The sequence below is a fragment of the Methylophilus sp. 42 genome (genome assembly GCF_000384155.1).
Lineage (GTDB): Bacteria > Pseudomonadota > Gammaproteobacteria > Burkholderiales > Methylophilaceae > Methylophilus.
In genome coordinates, this window is sequence record NZ_KB913031.1 from 2920353 (window position 1) to 2937937 (window position 17585).

The window sequence follows — 17585 nt, forward strand, 5'->3', positions numbered from 1 at the left end:
TGGTTGGCGCCTATAAAGGATCAGCCACGCCACGAATCGCCACAATCTGCGGTGTATGCTTGTAATAACTGCCCCATTTTGCGCGCTCCTCTGCGCTCAAGCGTTCAGGGTTCGCCATGGCCAACGGAAACAAATCGACACCGCCTTTAATCAGGCCATTTTGCAGGCTATGATGCGCGGTCGCCACGCCCCACGGCAAATTCATGCTTAAACTATGTTGAATCACATGCGCAATCAGCACACCGGCATTGCGCGGATTCGCCACCGCCAGATTGCCTATGCAGGTAATTTCTTCGCGGCGTATATTTCTGCCGAGTTGGCGCGACATCAGTTGCTCAATCGGCTCATCCAGATATTGCTCCAGAAACAAACGCGCTTGTGCCGCATTACGCAAGCCAAACGCGGCCATTAAAACGCCGTTGGCATCACGCAAGGCCACCAGTTGTGGCATAAAGTGACTCACCCGCGCGCCGTACACCTGCTTAAATACCGCCGCAATAAAGGCTTCCACCTCCTGGCGGCATGGTGCACCCCGCTCAACCAAATGACCTGTAATCTCATTCACTTGATACCTTTTCGCTTGGGCAAAGTTCCTCAATTCATAAGCAGATGATGCATGGTAAAACGGTGTATTTGACTCTGAATGCAGCATGCCATTTCTTTCACTGACAACAATCTTGTCAAGCTAATTGCAAACAGCATGCCAAATATATTTCTCATTAAAATCATTCACTTAGATAAAAAACAAGCGTGCATCTCTGCATTTTTTGCAGAGACCTTACGCCCTCAACATAATGAAGCCTGCATTTTTTGCATAATGTGTTGTCGAAGCGGCTCTTCACAATGCTTGCCCAGCCTATCATAAAAATAATTTCACCATTGTATTCAAATAGTTAGTTAACACAACTCTCGATCACTATAGAAACGGCATATGAATTGCATTGCTCCGTCCATATTTTCAAAACGTCGCCGTTTTATAAACTAAGAGCCCAGAAAGTTATGTATCAATTTTTAAAAGCCTACGGCCTATTCCTGATATTGAGCGGCCTCACTCCATTGCTATTATGGATATCTGGCGCCGTCACCGGTGAGGGATTTAAAGATGCAGCGCTGATCACAACCTTGTGGCTGATTCCTTTGTGGTGGAAACCTGTCCAGATGCGCTCGCTGAGCGCCTTCATTGGAATAGGCATTGCCTGCCTGGCTTTACCAGGGCTGGCCTATTTTCTGGTCTATCGCCAGGAGCTCACACAAAGTTTAATGATGATTTTGTTTGAGTCTAACCAGACAGAATCACAGGAGTATCTCAAGAATTACTTTGTGTGGTGGTTTGCTGCTGTTTTTCTGGTGTATCTGTTGGTGCCCTATCAAATCTGGCGCACCTTGCAACCAGCCCAGCTCAGTCGCACCAAAGCACTGAGCTATTCAATCATTGCCATCATGCTGGCCCTGACATCCCCGGTAAAGCACGCCCTCCATGGGCATTGGCATCTCGCCTCGAAAAGCATAGACCGACACTTTGGTGCAACGGCGCCATTTCAGTTGATATTAGGTTACGTCAACTATCAAAAGCAACTGGCTGAAGTCGAGAATATTCTCCTGAGCCTGCGTAAGATACCGCCATTAAAAAACCTTAGCGAACAAGCCAAACCAGAGCAAACCACGCTGGTACTGGTCATTGGCGAATCGACATCCCGCTTGCACATGAGCCTTTATGGCTACCCGAGAGATACCAATCCCGAGCTTAGCAAAATCAAAGATGAGCTGGTGTTGTTTGACAACGTTTATTCACCACGGCCGAACACCATTGAAAGCTTGCAACAAGTCCTGACATTTGCAGACCAGCTGCATCCCGACGACTATAAAAATAAACCGTCATTGATTGCCATGATGAAGCAGGCGGGGTATTTCACGATCTGGATCACCAACCAGCAAAGTTTAACCGGTCGCAACACCATGCTGACCACCTTCGCCAAGCAGGCAGATCGGCAATACTTTCTCAATAATGAACGCCAGCAAAATGCGTTCAGTTTTGATGATAAGGTACTTACCCCATTTGCCAAAAGCCTGGAGGATCCGCATCAGAAGAAATTGATCGTGGTGCATCTGCTAGGTACGCATATGAAGTATGACCATCGCTACCCAAAAACCTTTGCAATATTCAAGTCTAACCAGGGCCTGCCTAACCCTCATATGGATGACAAGCAGGTGGATCAGATTAACAGTTATGACAATGCAGTCCGCTACAACGACTGGATATTGTCGCAGTTAATTTCAACCCTGAAAGCCAAGCGTCAGCATAGCCTGCTAGTCTACTTCTCGGATCACGGGGAAGATGTGTATGACAGTGCACCCTACAACTTTCAAGGTAGGAATGAGGCCACGCCTACACTGCCCATGTACAGCATTCCTTTCATGGTCTGGCACTCCACCGACTGGTTTAACCGCAATACGGTATTTGCCGGAATACAAGGCCATCGCCAGTATGACAACGCAGATTTTATTTACACGTTTGCCGACATGGTTGGCCTTTCATTCGATGGCTTCAAGGCCGATGAAAGCCTGGTCAATACGGCCTTCTTGCAAGACAACATTCTGGTCGGTGATCCTTTTATTGGCAAATTGAAACCTTTGCCAGGCACACAACAATTTAACGCAAACAAGTTAGCTTTATGGAACCCTGGGTCTCTGGCAGAACATTAATCAGGCTGTGGTGGCTATGGCTGTGCGCAGCGGTCATCATTGTGTGGCTGGCAAATAGCACGTCACTGGATATCCGGTTTGCAGACAGCGCCTTCGATGTCAATCAGCATGCATTTACACTCAAACACAATGTCTTGCTGGAAACGGTCATGCATTCCTATGCCAAAACCATATTGACCATCTTTTGGATATTGCTATTGCTGCTGGCTTATGTGCCATCTGAAAAATTGCCTGTGCACTTTTCAGCATCCACGATATACGCATTGCGCTGGATCACCGTGCTCGCCTTAGTGAACGCAGTCGTGATTTCGTGCCTCAAGCATCAAATGCCTCATGCTTGTCCATGGGACATTGCACGCTACGGTGGTGCCTCACCCTGGGTACCTACATTCAGTAGCCACCCTGCCATGCAGGCAGGCCATTGCTTTCCGGCCGGGCATGCCACCAGTGGCGTATGGTTGTCAGCTCTCTGCTTGCTGTGGTTGCCGCAGGCCCCGCGCAAGGCATTACTGGTAGCCATTGCCGGGCTGACTGTTGGGTTTATGTTAGGCTGGGCACAACAATTAAGGGGTGCCCACTTTTTGTCGCACACACTGACCTCGCTTTGGTTAATGTGCGGCTGGTTATTAATGGTATTCACTTTTTCCAAGAGTCGTCGTTCATGAGTCTTTCTTCAGCACTCGCGCGTATTTCGCGTGCTTTATTTACCCCACAAATTTGCCTGATCTGGGGCGTCAGTCTCTGGCTGATGCTCACCAGCAACCATGCCTTATTTGAGCACCTGCTCAACATTTATCCATGGAACGCGCATAACGCAGGATTTATCGTCAGCATCGGCCTGTTTTTTACCTTTAGTATTACGCTGTGGTTAATGCTCTTAAGTCACGGGAAGTCAGCACGATGGGTGTTATCTGCGGTCATGGTTTCTGCGGCATGGGCGGCCTTCTACATGGATGAGTTTGGCGTGATTATTGACCATATCATGCTGGACAATGCGGCCAAAACTGACACGCGCGAAGTGATGGGGCTGTTGTCATGGGGCTTCGTGATCAAAATGTTATTGCTGGGTGTGATTCCCGCATTGATATTGATCAAGAAAACGCCGGACCGCTTTTTCCAGCGTGATGCCATCAGCGTCAGGCTGAAACAAATTAGCCTGCTGATGCTGGGCATGGTACTGGTGATCATGCCATGTTCTGCAGATTACGCGACCTTTATTCGTGAGCATAAAATGGTGCGTATGTATGCAAACCCGACTTTTTTTCACTACTCGCTGATTAAGTGGACTTCTCAAAAACTGTTCACGCACCACATCACCGGCTTACAAAAAACGGCATTAGATGTGCGCAATGTTGAACAAGGCCAGCACCATGAACTGATTATCATGGTGGTTGGCGAAACCGCGCGTTTTGATCGCTTTTCATTGAATGGTTATCCCCGCAATACCAACCCAAGGTTGGCGAAAGAAAATGTGGTGAGTTTCAAACAAGTAACGTCTTGTGGCACATCGACCGGCGTGTCTGTCCCATGCATGTTTTCAATGCTGAGCAGAAAGCATTACGATGAAGAAAAGGCTTTGCATATGGAAAATGCACTGGATGTACTCAGCCGCCAAGGTATCAAGGTATTGTGGCGAGATAACAACTCTGATTCCAAGGGTGTCGCCCTACGTGTCCCTTATGAAGATTTCAAGTCCCCGGCACACAATCCGGCGTGTGACGACAATGAATGCCGCGATATTGGCATGCTGAGCGGACTGGACAAGTTTGTTGAAAAAAACAAAGACCATGACATCCTGATCGTCTTGCACCAGATGGGCAACCATGGTCCGGAATACTATCGTCGCTATCCGGATGAATTCAAAAAATTCACGCCGATTTGCAAAACCGGTCGTTTGTCAGAGTGCTCGCAACAGGAAATTGACAACTCATATGACAACGCTATTTTGTATACCGACTACTTCTTGTCGGAAGTGATTCAGTTTCTGAAGAAATATGATAGCCACCGTGAAACAGCCATGCTGTATGTCTCAGACCATGGCGAGTCGCTCGGTGAACATGGTATCTACCTGCACGCCGCGCCGTACATGATCGCCCCGCAAGAACAGACACATGTGCCAGCGATTGTGTGGGTAGGCCAGCACTTTGACTATCAATTGCCGCAAATTTCCCAATATGCGAACTATCCACTCAGCCATGACGATGTGTTTTGTACACTGCTGACGGCCTATGAATTAAAGTCTGAAGTCTGCCATGCCGAATTTGGCTGGTTGGGGCAAAACAGGGAGTTACAGGAAGAGCAGCGCAAACACCTACTCCCCAAACCAGTTAACGCGCACTAATTACCAGTATCACAGTGTAAAACTGGTGGCTCACTCTGTATCTTATTAGCGGTGAGCCACACTAAAGCACGTACACGTTCGTCCAATTTACAAGCCTCGATATAGCCAATGGCGCTTTCCGTGTAAGCCACATAGCGAATCATGGCTTCTTGTGACTCCACAGTATAGGGCGGTTGAATACCCTGGAAGTAAAGCCCATTCCAGTAACCAAGTTGCGCCTTGGGGCTACTATGCAATACCTGCTGCGAGAAACGCAGACGCAAGGGGTGCTCCGTCGATAAATTAGCTGGATGCAATGGCCGCCCCTGATTACCATATAGTTTCTTACGCCAATAAATTGGGGCAAGATCATTGACCGTCACGGGCACACTATAAGCCGCTTGCGCCGATACAATCACCGCGATCACAGGCTCTTCTGCCATCACGAATGAGGGCAGGCAACCAGCCAACACAATCCAGTACTTAAGCACGTTTAAACGCATCAATACATCATCGCAAATGAAGTCGCAAATCCGCGCGGCACGTCTTCATATTCGCCACTACCGCCCACGATTTCAAATTTCAGCAGCTGGTTGGGTTTCAGCCGCTTCGTGACACCAAGCACCCAACGCTCAGCATCCCGGGAGTCTGGTTGATGCAAACTTTCCAGGCGGGTAATCCAGTACCAATCATTCTTGATTAAAAACGCACTTTGTAAATATGAACCGCTACCTCCATTTTGACCATGCTCGGCTTTGCGCGTATAGGTTTCGCCACTCAACTCCCAGCGATCAAACTCCAATAAAAAATCCAACCCCACCAGGCGATACCTGAGTCCGTTGGGTTTTTCATCCCGATAGCTGGAAACATTCAAGCCTACGGTATTCAATCCGGCGTTTTCATCGCTCAGGTTAAGAATATTATTGATAGCAATACGAGCGCCATGTGCGTCTTTATATTGTGTTTCACCGCGGCTTTCTGGTTGTGAATTCATCATCGCCGTATAGACCTGATAGTCTAACGAACGCTCCTTAAAAGGCAGATTACCGAATAATTGCAAACCACTGGTGAAGCTCGGAAACAATTCAGTTGTTGCTAATGGCCGGCTCGCTGTCCACACCAGTGGTGAGGCATGCAGCTGATTCCAGCGGCCCAATGGCGTTAAAAAGCGACCAATCCGTAAATTCGCTTTTTCATGCAAATTCACGTCAAAATATAAGCGCTCCGGGTTGATATAGGCTTCCCGGAAATCAAGGCCTTGTGCATGGGTATAACTGGCAACATTTTCCAGGTCCAACTCCCCGAAAAACTTGATACGCGTATTTTTGTCCCACGTCACGATCATGCTTAACTCATTCCAGTTCAGCCGGGTTGGCTCTGTACGTGGAACATGCAAATCAACGCTGGTGTAGCCGCCTATGCGGAAGCCCTCCCAGAGCGAAGACTCCTCCTCCGCAAACACCGGCTTGCACATCAAGCAGAGGCTGATTACACTGACTGCACAGCGCAATAAAATAGTGAACATAAGCACTTTCCGATTAAGCTAGTACAACGCCTATAATTAAGTCGTTATTTTCTCATACTCCATGCCTGAACACGCACCTCTCACCATACGAAAAATGCTACTGATCGCATTTTTGCTGGCCGGGCTACTGCCCGCGCTGCTGGTCAGTGTGCTGAGTTTCTACCAGGCTCGCACGGCCTTACGCACAGAGATCAAACATGACCTGCAAACCACAGGTAAAGCCGTTGGCGAGCACATTGACAGGGTGCTGTTTGAACGCGTGCAAAACGTGCGCAGCTGGAGCCAGCTGGCCATCATGCAAGATATGCAAATTGGCGACATCGACAAGCGCCTGTCTATTTTTCTGGCAGAAACACGTAAAAGTTATGCTGCACAATATGTATCCATTGACGTGGTGGACCTGCAATCAACCATCATCTCATCCAGCAACCCGCAACGCATCAGCCAGCCGCTTTTCAGCCCACCGGTCTGGTTTTCGTTCACAGATGACGGCCACCCCATCACCATCTACCATTTGCAGAATGATCAACTGATGATATCTACGCCGGTTTTTTCCAATATCACACGACAACCGATCGGCCATCTTATTGCCACATTTAGCTGGTCAGTGATACAGGACTTGCTGGACCATGCCGCCCAACATGCGACGACACTGGCACTCATGGACGAAAATCAACGCTTCTTGGCCCAATCCAAGAACTGGACACAACAACGGCTTGGCCTGCATACCCACGTGCCGATACAAAGTACATTACCTATCCATGGCTGGGCGATAAAACTCAATAAAGAACATGATGTTGCCGTCGCACCCGTACATCGGCTGGGACTTATTTTCTTGACGCTATTAGTGACCATCCTGTTTTTCTCACTGATTCTGGTCAGGCCGATAGCCAAACGGATTACACAGCCACTCGAAGATCTTATCCGTTTCGTAAAGCAGTTGCGGCAACCCAATGTGGTGATTCCCCCACTCAGTGGTCCGGCCGAAGTGCAGGCCCTTCATCAGACTTATACCAAAATGGCTGCAGACCTAGCGGAGTCAGAGCAGCAACTGACCCGCGCTGCCAAATTAGCCGTGGTAGGAGAAATGGCCGCTGCCATGAGCCATGAAGTGAGGACTCCGCTGGGCATCATGCGCTCGTCGGCTGATGTGCTGCTTAGGGAAGCGCAACTGAGTGAAGATGGTCGCGAGGTACTCGGGTTTATTATTTCAGAAACCGAACGCCTGAATAAACTGGTCAGTGCGCTGATTGACGCTGCCCGCCCGCGGCTGCCGAATAAAATCCCGCTGGACCTGCAAGCGCACTTGCAGCATGTCGTCGCCATGCTACAAAAACCGGCGCAGGCAAAGCAAATTACCCTCACACTACAAGCCGCGCAGCCGGTCATCATTGAGGCAGACCAGGACCAGATGACACAAGTGCTGGTCAACTTGCTCATGAATGCGATTCAGATTTTGCCGGACGGTGGAAACATTCAGCTGCAACTATCAGCAGATGCAAAATGTGCCCATATTGCGGTCGCCGATGATGGCCCTGGTGTCCCGCCTGCACAGCAAGGGCATTTATTTGAAGCCTTTTTTACCCAACGCGCTGGCGGGGTTGGCCTCGGGCTAGCCGTGGTGAAGCAAATCATCGAAGCGCACGATGGTACAATCAGCTATAGCACCAGCCCCTGGCAAGGGGCCCAATTTAACTTATCACTTCCGTTAGCGACTGCATAACCATGTCCACCCCGCAACACACTATTTTGGCTGTCGATGACGAACCGCATATGCGCAGACTGCTGGAAATCAGCCTGCGCCAGGCGGGCTACCGCGCGCTGTCTGCGGGCAATGGCCGCGAAGCGCTGGAACTCATACAGCAACAGCAAATTGACCTGGTGGTGAGCGACCTGCACATGCCTGGCATGAGTGGTTTGCAATTGCTGAGCGCCATCCGCAAACAATATGAACGACTGCCATTTATCATGGTGACGGCGCAAGGTGAAATCAAAACGGCTGTCGAAGCCATGAAGCTGGGCGCCAGCGATTATATTCTGCGACCGTTTGAACTCGAAACACTGGAAATCGCTATTCAGAAAGCGCTGGCGGTGAATCGTATCCAGATCGAAAACACGTTTCTAAAGGAAAGCAGCCAACCGCCTGTCACCGGCCTCATTGGCAATAGTGCACCCATGCAATCGCTCAAGCAGATGATTCAGCAAGTGGCGCCAGAACGGGCGACGGTATTTATTGTTGGTGAAACTGGCACCGGTAAAGAACTGGTGGCCAAGGCATTGCACGACGCCTCCCCGCGCAAATCAGAATTATTCGTCGCGGTGAACTGTGCGGCGATCCCGGTCGATATTCTGGAGTCTGAATTGTTCGGGCACGAGAAAGGCGCATTTACCGGCGCAGTGAAAGAGCGGGTCGGTAAATTCGAGCTCGCCAATGGCGGCACCCTGTTCCTGGATGAAATCACCGAGATGCCTATCCAGTTGCAGTCCAAACTTTTGCGCGTGCTGCAGGAAAATATCGTCGAAAAACTAGGGGGTAACCGGCAGATTGCGCTGGACGTGCGCGTCGTCGCCGCCACCAACCGTGACCCCTTGCAAGCGGTCAAAGAGGGCAAGCTACGCGAAGATGTCTATTACCGTCTGAATGTGATTCAACTGCAGATTCCGCCGCTACGTGAGCGTGGCGAAGATGTCAGCCTGCTGGCTGACTACTTTCTGGGCAAACGCCAAAGCCAGCTTAGCGAAAGTGCGCGCTTGAGCTTGCAGCAATATCAATGGCCAGGCAATGTACGCGAACTGGAAAATATTCTGGAACGCGCCGCGATTCTGGCTGGCAACCAGACGATACAACAGCAACACTTGCCCGCCGATATTGCTCAACAGCTGATACCGGTAAACACGGAGTCCAGTCCATTGGCCGCTGACAGTCATGACCTGTCTATTCCACGTGCGACGGAGGCAATTGAACGTCGCTTGATCCTGCAAGCCCTTGATGATTGTCAGGGCAACAAAACCAAGGCAGCCAAGCTATTAGAGATCAGCGAGCGCTCACTTTGGAACAAATTAAACCAATACAGTTTACGCTAGCGGCTTATTGATACCGACCCCGTTAGTCGCCCAAAGGTAAGCATCCATGGCCAAAATACCGTAAGTGTTTTCCGGGGTAAAACGTATGGCCTCACCAATGGCGCTGCCCGCCGCGACAAACAATGGCATCAAGTGGTCTTCACTCGGATGCGCTTGCATCCCTTGCGGACACTCAACACGGTAATTGAACATGTGTTGCCATTGTTGCGTTTGAATACGTTCAGCCATCCAGCCGGCAAAAGGCAACACATACGGCAAAGGAGCGGCATCCCTGTCAGCCGTAAAAAAATCTGACAAATTATGCGTAATGGCGCCTGAGGCCAGAATCAGCACGTTTTGCTCATGCAGGCCCTGCAACGCCCTGCCCAGCGCAAACTGTTCAGTTGGCGTGCTGCGACTTTGGATCGACAACTGCGTCACTGGGATATCTGCCTCCGGGTACATCAGCATCAGCGGCACCCACGCCCCATGATCCAGCCCACGCTGTGGATGCGCTTGCACCGCAATATCCTGTGCTTGCAACAATGCTGCTACCTGTTGTGCCAATGCTGGTGCGCCCGGTGCCGGGTATTGCTTTGTATACAACGCTGGCGGAAAGCCGGCAAAATCATGAATGGTTTCCGGCTGGTTCGCCAGGCTGACTGTCGGTACGCGCGTATCCCAGTGGGCAGAGACGACCAGGATGGCATCCGGCCTGGGCAAAGCGGTGGCCACCTCGGCCAGCATCTCGCCGGTCTTACCCGGTTCGATCGCCAGCGTTGGTGCACCATGTGACACAAACAAGGTCGTCATATGAATACACTCCGCCTATATTAACGGCGACGGTTATCCAGGCTAAACGCACCCGCGCCAAATGCCACCACCATCAGTAAGCCACCAACAATGGTCAGGTTTTTCAGGAACATGATCTGCTGCATTTGATCGGCCAGGTTATTGTGGAACATAAATGCCGTGGCGACAGTAAACACGGCAATGCCGGCCGCGGCCAAACGCGTCTTGTAACCCACCAGCAAAGCAATACCAAGTACCAGCTCGACAAACAAGGCAATCGCATACGCTACCTCAGGCAATGGCGCGCCTACACTTTGAATATAGCCAATGGTGCCAGCCGGATTCGCTGCCTTACTCAAGCCACTGATAATAAAAATCTGTGATAACAAAATACGACCAGCCACACTGGCTGCGGATTGGATTGCGTTCATGTTGTACTCCTTGTTGTGGTTGTGCGATGCGATGATCAGCCGCTCATCGCACATTTCCCTGAGAAAATGTGTACTGCCCTTATTTGGCTGATGAATGGCATTGTATTCCTGAAACAAAAAAATGATAATCCCACGCATAATAGTAAAACTGTCTCATATAGGTTGACAATCAATGGCTTCATTAGAGGAAATGCAGTTTTTTGTGGAGGTGGTCAAACACGGCAATTTCACCAGTGCGGCGCACGCGCTTGGCATCTCAAAGCAGTTGGTCAGCCGCCGCATCATCGCGCTGGAGGCCAGACTGGGTGTGCGCTTGTTGTTACGCACGACCCGCAAACTGTCGCCAACAGAAACCGGCAAAGTGTTTTTCCAGCGCGCGCAACAAATACTGCAAGCTATTCACGATGCTGAACTCGAAATCAGTAATCGCTCGGACGAGTTGCGTGGACTGCTTAAAATGTCTGTGCCACTGTCTTATGCCAACTTGCGGCTGGCGCCTGCCCTCACTGCGTTTATGCAACAACATCCCCTGGTGGATGTCTGGCTGGATGCAGATAACCGGCATGTGGATATGATTAGCGAAGGCTATGATATGGTGATACGCGTCACCGACCAGCCCGAAGAGGGCATGGTGGCACGTAAACTGGAAGATGCGGCAATGTGCTATTGCTGCAGCCCAGACTACATCGCACGCTATGGCGTACCAAGCTCCCCGCAAGCACTTTCCAAGCATGCCTGCCTCACACATAGGGCAAGTGAGTGGTTATTTACTGAAAACGACCAGATACACCGCATCCCGATTCAGGCCCGCTTAAAGTCCAATCACGGGGAAGTGTTGCGCGATGCCGCCGTCGCCGGACTTGGCATTACCGGCTTACCGGCCTTTTATGTACTGGAAGATTTGCAACAGGGGCGCCTGGTTGAGGTGTTAGCAGAATATCGCATGCAGCGCGCGGGCATTTATGCCATGTATCCCTACCACAAGCAGGTGTCGGCGAATGCACTGGCCTTGATCGAGCATTTGCGCCACTGGTTTCAAGCAACGTCCGCCTGAGTCGCTGGCAGCCGCAATGAGAACCCCTTATTCCATTAACACCACGTGCTTGCCGCCATCCACACTGTAACCACCAGGGCCAAATGCGATGATCACCAACAAACCGCCAATAATGGTGGTGTTTTTCAGAAACATAATGACCTGCACCGGATCAGCCATATTGCTGTGAAATATCAATGCGGTGATAAAAGTGAAAATGGCAATCCCGGAGGCGGCCAATTGCGCTTTAAAACCAACCAGTAAAGCAATGCCCAAGCCTAACTCGACTATCAGTGCCACCACATAAGCCACTTGCGGTAAGGGCAGGTGCGCACTTTCTATATAAGCAATGGTGCCTGCCGGATCCATGATCTTGGCAATGCCACTAATAATAAAAATCAGAGACAACAAAACCCGCCCTGCAAAACTGACCCAACGCTGCCGTACATTCATACTGATCGCTCCTTGTCATGTTTGAACGCGTTGCCTATCGCCCGATGGACGCTACAGGCATCGGTATGATGCATGCCGGTGACAAACTGCTGCCGCATTGATTTACCCAGCGACTCAGCCACTATCCTGGCTACCGGTGTATCACATATGTTACTCTGCACCATTCCGCGCAGAAACACCAGCATGATTTGACATTTAAAAATAACAGTGTTAAGTTAACGATGTTATCTTTATAAATAAAACCGCTGAATGCCTCCCAAGGTTAAAACTGACGCTGAAAAACAGACCGTGCGCATCGCCATTATGGATGCGGCGAGAGAACTGTTTATTCACCAGGGTGTAGAAGCCGTTACCATGCGTGCCGTGGCACAACGTGTGGGCTATTCAGCCACCAGCCTTTACCTTTATTTTAGCGATAAAGAGCAGCTACTAAGAGCGGTGGTGGATGCGGATGTGATCAAACTGGCGCAGGCCTTAAAATCCACGCTCAGCATCAGCGACCCGCAACAGCGCTTTGTGCAATTCGGGCAGCATTATGTGCAATTTGCGCTGACCAACCCCAACCATTACCGCATGATGATGATGACCCAGCATCCTCCTTGCGATCCTGCATTTTCCAGTATTGAACAAAACAACCCTGAGCAGGATGCGTATTCGCAACTGATAGGCGTGGTGACCAGCGCCTGGCATGCAGGTGTGTTCAAGCCCACCCTGACCGACCCGGCACTGATCGCACAAACGGTATGGGCAGCCATGCATGGCTTATGCGCACTGCAAATCAATCTGGCAGATGATGCCTGGATCAATTGGCGCCCCCTTGAGTCTCGTATGCAAGCCATGTTGGAGATGTGCCTGCATGGATTAATGAAAGAATCTCCGCATGCATAAATCATTCATTATTGTCAGCAGCACCTGCCTTGCCTTACTGGTAAGCGCCTGCCATCAGGCACCTGAAGAAGCCGCAGCACCGCGCCCGGTCTGGGTCATGTCCGTCGGCAACAGCGACACGCACGCAGCGGCCAGTTATACCGGTGAAGTCAAGTCACGCTACGAGTCCAACATTGGCTTTCGCATTGCAGGCAAGATTACTGCCCGCGCAGTCAACGTCGGGGAGCTGGTAAAAAAAGGCCAATTGATCGCGCAACTAGACCCGAACGACAGCCGTTTAAATGCACAGGCGGCCAATGCCGAAGTGCAGACCGCTCAGGCCAACCTGGCATTGGCACAAGCTGAACTGGCACGACGCCAGCAGTTATATAGTCAAACCTTTATTTCAAAATCTGCACTGGATAGTTACGAAACCCAGGTGAAGACAGCCCAGGCACGCCTGGCACAAACCCAGTCGCAAGCCGCAGTCAGCCAGCACCAGACTGGCTACACGCAACTGCTAGCCGACCGCTCTGGCGTCATCGGCATGATTCAGGCCGAGCCAGGCCAAGTAGTGGCGGCTGGGCAAACGATTGCGCAAATTTATGATTTGCAGACGCTGGAAATCCTGATTGCAGTACCTGAAACACTGATAGACCGCCTGCATGTGGGCGACAACGCGCGCGTCAGCCTGAATGATGAGCCGCAAACGTACCAAGGGCGCATCCGTGAAATCTCCCCTGCGGCCAATAGCCAAACCCACGCGTTTGACCTGCGTATTCAATTACTCAATAGCGATCAGCGCATCAAACTGGGCATGACGGCACAAGTGCGCTTTGAGCAAGCTACTTCTGCACATACGTTGATCGTCCCTAGCACCGCCGTCACCCGCCATGGCGAGCAGGCCAGTGTGTGGGTGATTGACGCCAAGCACCAGGCCCGTCTGCGCCAGGTGACCACAGGCACACTCACAGAAAACGGCATCGAGATTACCAGCGGCTTGCAGGCACAGGAAACCATCGCCACCATCGGCATCCACACGCTGACCGAAGGCATGCTGGTGCAGGCTGTCACGCCCCGCCAAGAGGTATTGCGTTAATGAGCACGCCATACCACAGTGACGAAGCGCAAGCCAGGCAAGGCTTTAACCTGTCGACCTGGGCGCTTAAAAACCAGGCGCTGGTACTGTACTTTATTGTACTGACCTTGTTAGGCGGTATTTTCGCCTACACACACCTTGGCCAGTCGGAAGATCCACCGTTTACGTTTAAAGTCATGCTAATTCGCAGCAGCTGGCCTGGCGCCTCAGCCCAGGAAGTCGAGCAGCAAGTCACGGACAAAATTGAGAAAAAGCTGCAAGAAATCCCTTCTATCGACTACACCAGCAGCTATTCACGGCCCGGCGAATCAGTGGTGTTTATCGTTATTCGTGACAATACGTTTTCGGAGAAAATCCCGGACTTGTGGTATCAGGTACGCAAGAAAATCGGTGATATCCGCCACACTTTCCCCAAAGACTTGCAAAGCCTGACCTTTAATGACGAATTCAGTGATGTCTACGGCACCATGTACGCCATCACCGCTGACGGTCTCAATCCACAACAATTAAAACGACAAGCGGAATGGGTACGGGCGCGCCTGCTCAAATTACCCGACGTGGAGAAAGTCGATTTATTTGGCGAACAGCCACAAAAAATCATCATTGAAATCTCCAACCAGAAACTGACCTCCCTGGGTATCAGTCCGGCGCAATTAGCGCAACTGCTGCTGCAGCAAAACGCAGTCACAGGCGCAGGCACCTTCGATACAGGCCCAGAAAGAATCCGTCTGGATGTGAGTGGCCGCTTACAAAGCCTGGAAGACCTGCGCCAATTCCCGATCCGGGCAGGCAACCAGAACCTGACCCTGGGCGATATCGCTACCATCAAGCATGGTTATGCCAATCCGCCTGCGCAGCGTATCCACTTTAACGGCACCTCCGCCTTGCTGATTGGCGTCAGCATGCAACAGGGCGGCGACGTCATCGCCCTGGGCAAAGCCATGCAGCAAACCATCACCAGCGTACAAAAGCAATTGCCTGTCGGCGTGCAATTGCAACTGGTCACCTCGCAGCCAGACATCGTGCAACACTCGGTACATGACTTTGTACGCTCGCTCAGCGAAGCGCTGATTATCGTGCTGGCTGTCAGCCTGCTCTCACTGGGATGGCGTACCGGCATTGTGGTCGCAGTGGCGATTCCCATTGTGCTGGCAGGCACTTTCCTGCTCATGGACTGGCTGGACATCGGCCTACACAAAATCTCGCTGGGCGCGCTGATTCTGGCACTGGGCCTGCTGGTGGATGACGCGATTATTGCGGTTGAAATGATGGCCGCCAAAATGGAACAAGGCTGGGACCGCATGCAAGCGGCCTCGTTTGCCTATACGTCCACGGCCATGCCCATGCTGACCGGCACACTGGTCACGGTGGCGGGCTTCTTGCCGATTGCCACCGCCGTATCGTCAACGGGCGAATACACCCGTTCTATTTTCCAAGTCTCGGCTATTGCACTGACACTGTCCTGGATCGCCGCGGTGATTGTGATTCCCTTTTTGGGCTATCACTTGCTACCCAAGGCCAAGCATGCCACCAGCGAAGCAAGTGCTCACCATCCGGCATCACTCTATGAAACAAGGTTCTACCTGCGACTACAAAGCATCGTCGCCTGGTGCGTGCAGCACAAAGGCAGCGTCATTCTGGCCACCATTGCCCTGTTTGTGGTGGCCATGTTGAGCTTCGGCAAGGTGCAGCAACAGTTCTTTCCAGACTCCACCCGGCTTGAGGTTGTGGTTGATTTACGCCTGGCCGAAAACGCCAGCGACCAGTCTACTGATGCTGCCGTCAGCCAACTGGAACAATGGCTGCAAAACTGGCAGAAACAGCATGGCGCACTGCAAAACGTGGTGTCTTATGTGGGCTCAGGCGCGCCACGCTACTACCTGCCGCTGGATGTGCAATTACCACATCGTGCCTTTGCCCAACTGGTGATTCTGACCAATAGCCTGGCGCAGCGCGAAGCCCTGCGCAACGACCTGCTGGCACTGTTTGAACGCGATTTTCCGCAATTGCGCGGCTCTGTGCTACGCCTGGAAAATGGTCCGCCGGTGGGCTTCCCGGTACAGTTCCGGGTGGATGGGCAAAACCTGCCAGCCATCCGCGACGTTGCACACAAGATTGCCGATGCCATGCGCGCCAACCCGCATTTGCGTAACGTGCAACTGGGCTGGGAAGAGCCGAGCAAAGTGATTCATGTCGATATCGACCAGCACAAAGCCAGGTTGTTAGGCGTCAGTTCAACAGACATTGCGCAATTGCTGAATACGCAATATTTCGAACAAGTGGTCAGCGAGTTCAGGGAAGGCAACGAGCGCATAGACCTGGTCATGCGCAGCAGCAATGAACAGCATGCCCAGCTATCACAACTGGCGCAATTAACGGTGTTAAGCCAACGTGGCGAGCGCGTACCGTTGGCGCAAGTGGCTAATATTCACCATGGTTTTGAAGAGGGCGTGATCTGGCGACGCAACCGTGTGCCCTCGCTCACCGTACGTGCGCATTTACGCGGCAATATGCAGGCGCCGGTGGTGTCTACTCAAATTCAACAAGCGATTGCCCCCATTCTGCAAAAGCTTCCTCCCGGGGTCACGGTTGAAACTGGTGGTGCGATTGAAGAGGCGGCCAAGGGCGCCACATCGGTGGCGAAAGGCGCACCGCTGTTTCTGGCGGTGGTGTTTACCCTGCTCATGTTGCAACTTCGCAGTATTTCTAACGTCATCCTGGTGGTGCTCACAGCGCCGCTGGGCATGATAGGCATCACTTTTGCCCTGCTCATTTTCAATATGCCGTTTGGCTTTGTCGCTATGCTGGGCAGCATTGCGCTGTCTGGCATGATCATGCGTAACTCGGTGATCCTGGTCGACCAGATCAAGCAGGATATTGCCGAAGGCGCCTCGCTGGAACAAGCGGTAGTGCAATCCACCGTGCGGCGCTTCCGGCCGATTGTACTGACGGCAGCCGCGGCTATCCTGGCCATGATTCCACTCACACGCAGCGTATTTTTTGGCCCGATGGCGGTAGCGATTATGGGCGGGCTGGCAGCAGCGACCATCCTGACCATTTTGTTTGTGCCCGCACTGTATACATTCTGGGCTGGATTCACGGCAAGAACCATGCAATCACGGCGCAATAAACGCTAGGGCATTTTTATAAACTCAAGTGGCTAAGCCAGACCAGGCGCGATTAAAAAATGATGACGCCGCATATGGCTTATATGTAAGGAAGAATTTTTTATGAGCAACGCAGTATCGCGACGCAAATTGAATTTATAGAAGTGCCCTATAATACGGCTTATCAATAAT

15 protein-coding genes are annotated in these 17585 nt (G+C 51.5%); 9 read left to right on the forward strand and 6 right to left on the reverse strand.

From position 1 onward, the window contains the following. Positions 1–10: 10 nt before the first annotated feature. A complete protein-coding gene (locus MET42_RS0114055; protein ID WP_232411637.1) occupies positions 11–565 on the reverse strand; it encodes a thermostable hemolysin in 555 nt (184 codons plus the stop codon). Between the two features lie 434 nt (positions 566–999). Here MET42_RS0114055 and cptA point away from each other — a divergent pair, with 434 nt between their 5' ends. The 3 genes from cptA to MET42_RS0114070 are packed head-to-tail and all read left to right on the forward strand — an operon-like array spanning position 1000 to position 5044. Then, a complete protein-coding gene (cptA, locus tag MET42_RS0114060; RefSeq protein WP_019883749.1) occupies positions 1000–2703 on the forward strand; it encodes a phosphoethanolamine transferase CptA in 1704 nt (567 codons plus the stop codon). After that, on the forward strand, positions 2673–3368 hold the full coding sequence (locus tag MET42_RS0114065; protein WP_019883750.1) for a phosphatase PAP2 family protein: 696 nt from the start codon (positions 2673–2675) through the stop codon (positions 3366–3368). The genes cptA and MET42_RS0114065 overlap by 31 nt, the downstream gene beginning before the upstream one ends. After that, positions 3365–5044, forward strand: a complete 1680-nt coding sequence (locus MET42_RS0114070) for a phosphoethanolamine transferase (protein WP_019883751.1) — start codon at positions 3365–3367, stop codon at positions 5042–5044. The genes MET42_RS0114065 and MET42_RS0114070 overlap by 4 nt, the downstream gene beginning before the upstream one ends. Here the strand turns inward: MET42_RS0114070 and MET42_RS0114075 are convergent. After that, positions 5041–5526 (reverse strand): hypothetical protein, encoded by a 486-nt coding sequence (locus MET42_RS0114075; protein ID WP_019883752.1) that lies wholly within the window; start codon positions 5524–5526, stop codon positions 5041–5043. The genes MET42_RS0114070 and MET42_RS0114075 overlap by 4 nt on opposite strands. Then, the gene (locus tag MET42_RS0114080) at positions 5526–6548 is read right to left on the reverse strand and encodes a hypothetical protein (RefSeq protein ID WP_019883753.1); all 1023 of its coding nucleotides are present in this window, start codon (positions 6546–6548) and stop codon (positions 5526–5528) included. The genes MET42_RS0114075 and MET42_RS0114080 overlap by 1 nt, the downstream gene beginning before the upstream one ends. A 94-nt stretch (positions 6549–6642) precedes the next feature. Here MET42_RS0114080 and MET42_RS0114085 point away from each other — a divergent pair, with 94 nt between their 5' ends. Together MET42_RS0114085 and MET42_RS0114090 are read left to right on the forward strand one after the other, a co-directional pair. Beyond that, complete coding sequence (locus MET42_RS0114085) at positions 6643–8271, forward strand: sensor histidine kinase (protein ID WP_019883754.1); 1629 nt, start codon at positions 6643–6645, stop codon at positions 8269–8271. Positions 8272–8273: 2 nt separating this feature from the next. After that, positions 8274–9632 carry a sigma-54 dependent transcriptional regulator gene (locus tag MET42_RS0114090; protein ID WP_019883755.1) on the forward strand — a complete coding sequence of 453 codons (1359 nt, stop codon included), beginning with the start codon at positions 8274–8276 and terminating at the stop codon, positions 9630–9632. On the opposite strand, the gene MET42_RS0114095 is transcribed toward MET42_RS0114090, so the two are convergent. Both MET42_RS0114095 and MET42_RS0114100 read right to left on the reverse strand, forming a co-directional pair. Next, complete coding sequence (locus MET42_RS0114095; RefSeq protein WP_019883757.1) at positions 9624–10424, reverse strand: class III extradiol ring-cleavage dioxygenase; 801 nt, start codon at positions 10422–10424, stop codon at positions 9624–9626. The genes MET42_RS0114090 and MET42_RS0114095 overlap by 9 nt on opposite strands. 20 nt (positions 10425–10444) lie before the next feature. Beyond that, the gene (locus tag MET42_RS0114100; RefSeq protein ID WP_024930945.1) at positions 10445–10834 is read right to left on the reverse strand and encodes a DoxX family protein; all 390 of its coding nucleotides are present in this window, start codon (positions 10832–10834) and stop codon (positions 10445–10447) included. 172 nt (positions 10835–11006) lie between these two features. On the opposite strand from MET42_RS0114100, the gene MET42_RS0114105 reads away from it, so the two are divergent. Next, the gene (locus MET42_RS0114105; protein WP_029512465.1) at positions 11007–11888 is read left to right on the forward strand and encodes a LysR family transcriptional regulator; all 882 of its coding nucleotides are present in this window, start codon (positions 11007–11009) and stop codon (positions 11886–11888) included. A 27-nt stretch (positions 11889–11915) separates the two neighbouring features. Here the strand turns inward: MET42_RS0114105 and MET42_RS0114110 are convergent, their stop codons facing one another. After that, positions 11916–12320, reverse strand: coding sequence for a DoxX family protein (locus MET42_RS0114110; protein WP_019883760.1), 405 nt, complete (start codon positions 12318–12320; stop codon positions 11916–11918). Between the two features lie 249 nt (positions 12321–12569). Between MET42_RS0114110 and MET42_RS0114120 the strand changes: the two genes are divergently transcribed. From MET42_RS0114120 to MET42_RS0114130, 3 genes are read left to right on the forward strand one after another with little or no spacing between them, the layout of a single operon-like run. Next, positions 12570–13208 (forward strand): TetR/AcrR family transcriptional regulator, encoded by a 639-nt coding sequence (locus MET42_RS0114120; protein ID WP_019883761.1) that lies wholly within the window; start codon positions 12570–12572, stop codon positions 13206–13208. After that, positions 13201–14286, forward strand: coding sequence for an efflux RND transporter periplasmic adaptor subunit (locus tag MET42_RS0114125; RefSeq protein WP_019883762.1), 1086 nt, complete (start codon positions 13201–13203; stop codon positions 14284–14286). Before MET42_RS0114120 ends, MET42_RS0114125 begins: the two co-directional genes overlap by 8 nt. Further along, positions 14286–17423 (forward strand): efflux RND transporter permease subunit, encoded by a 3138-nt coding sequence (locus MET42_RS0114130; protein WP_019883763.1) that lies wholly within the window; start codon positions 14286–14288, stop codon positions 17421–17423. The genes MET42_RS0114125 and MET42_RS0114130 overlap by 1 nt, the downstream gene beginning before the upstream one ends. Positions 17424–17585: the final 162 nt, after the last annotated feature.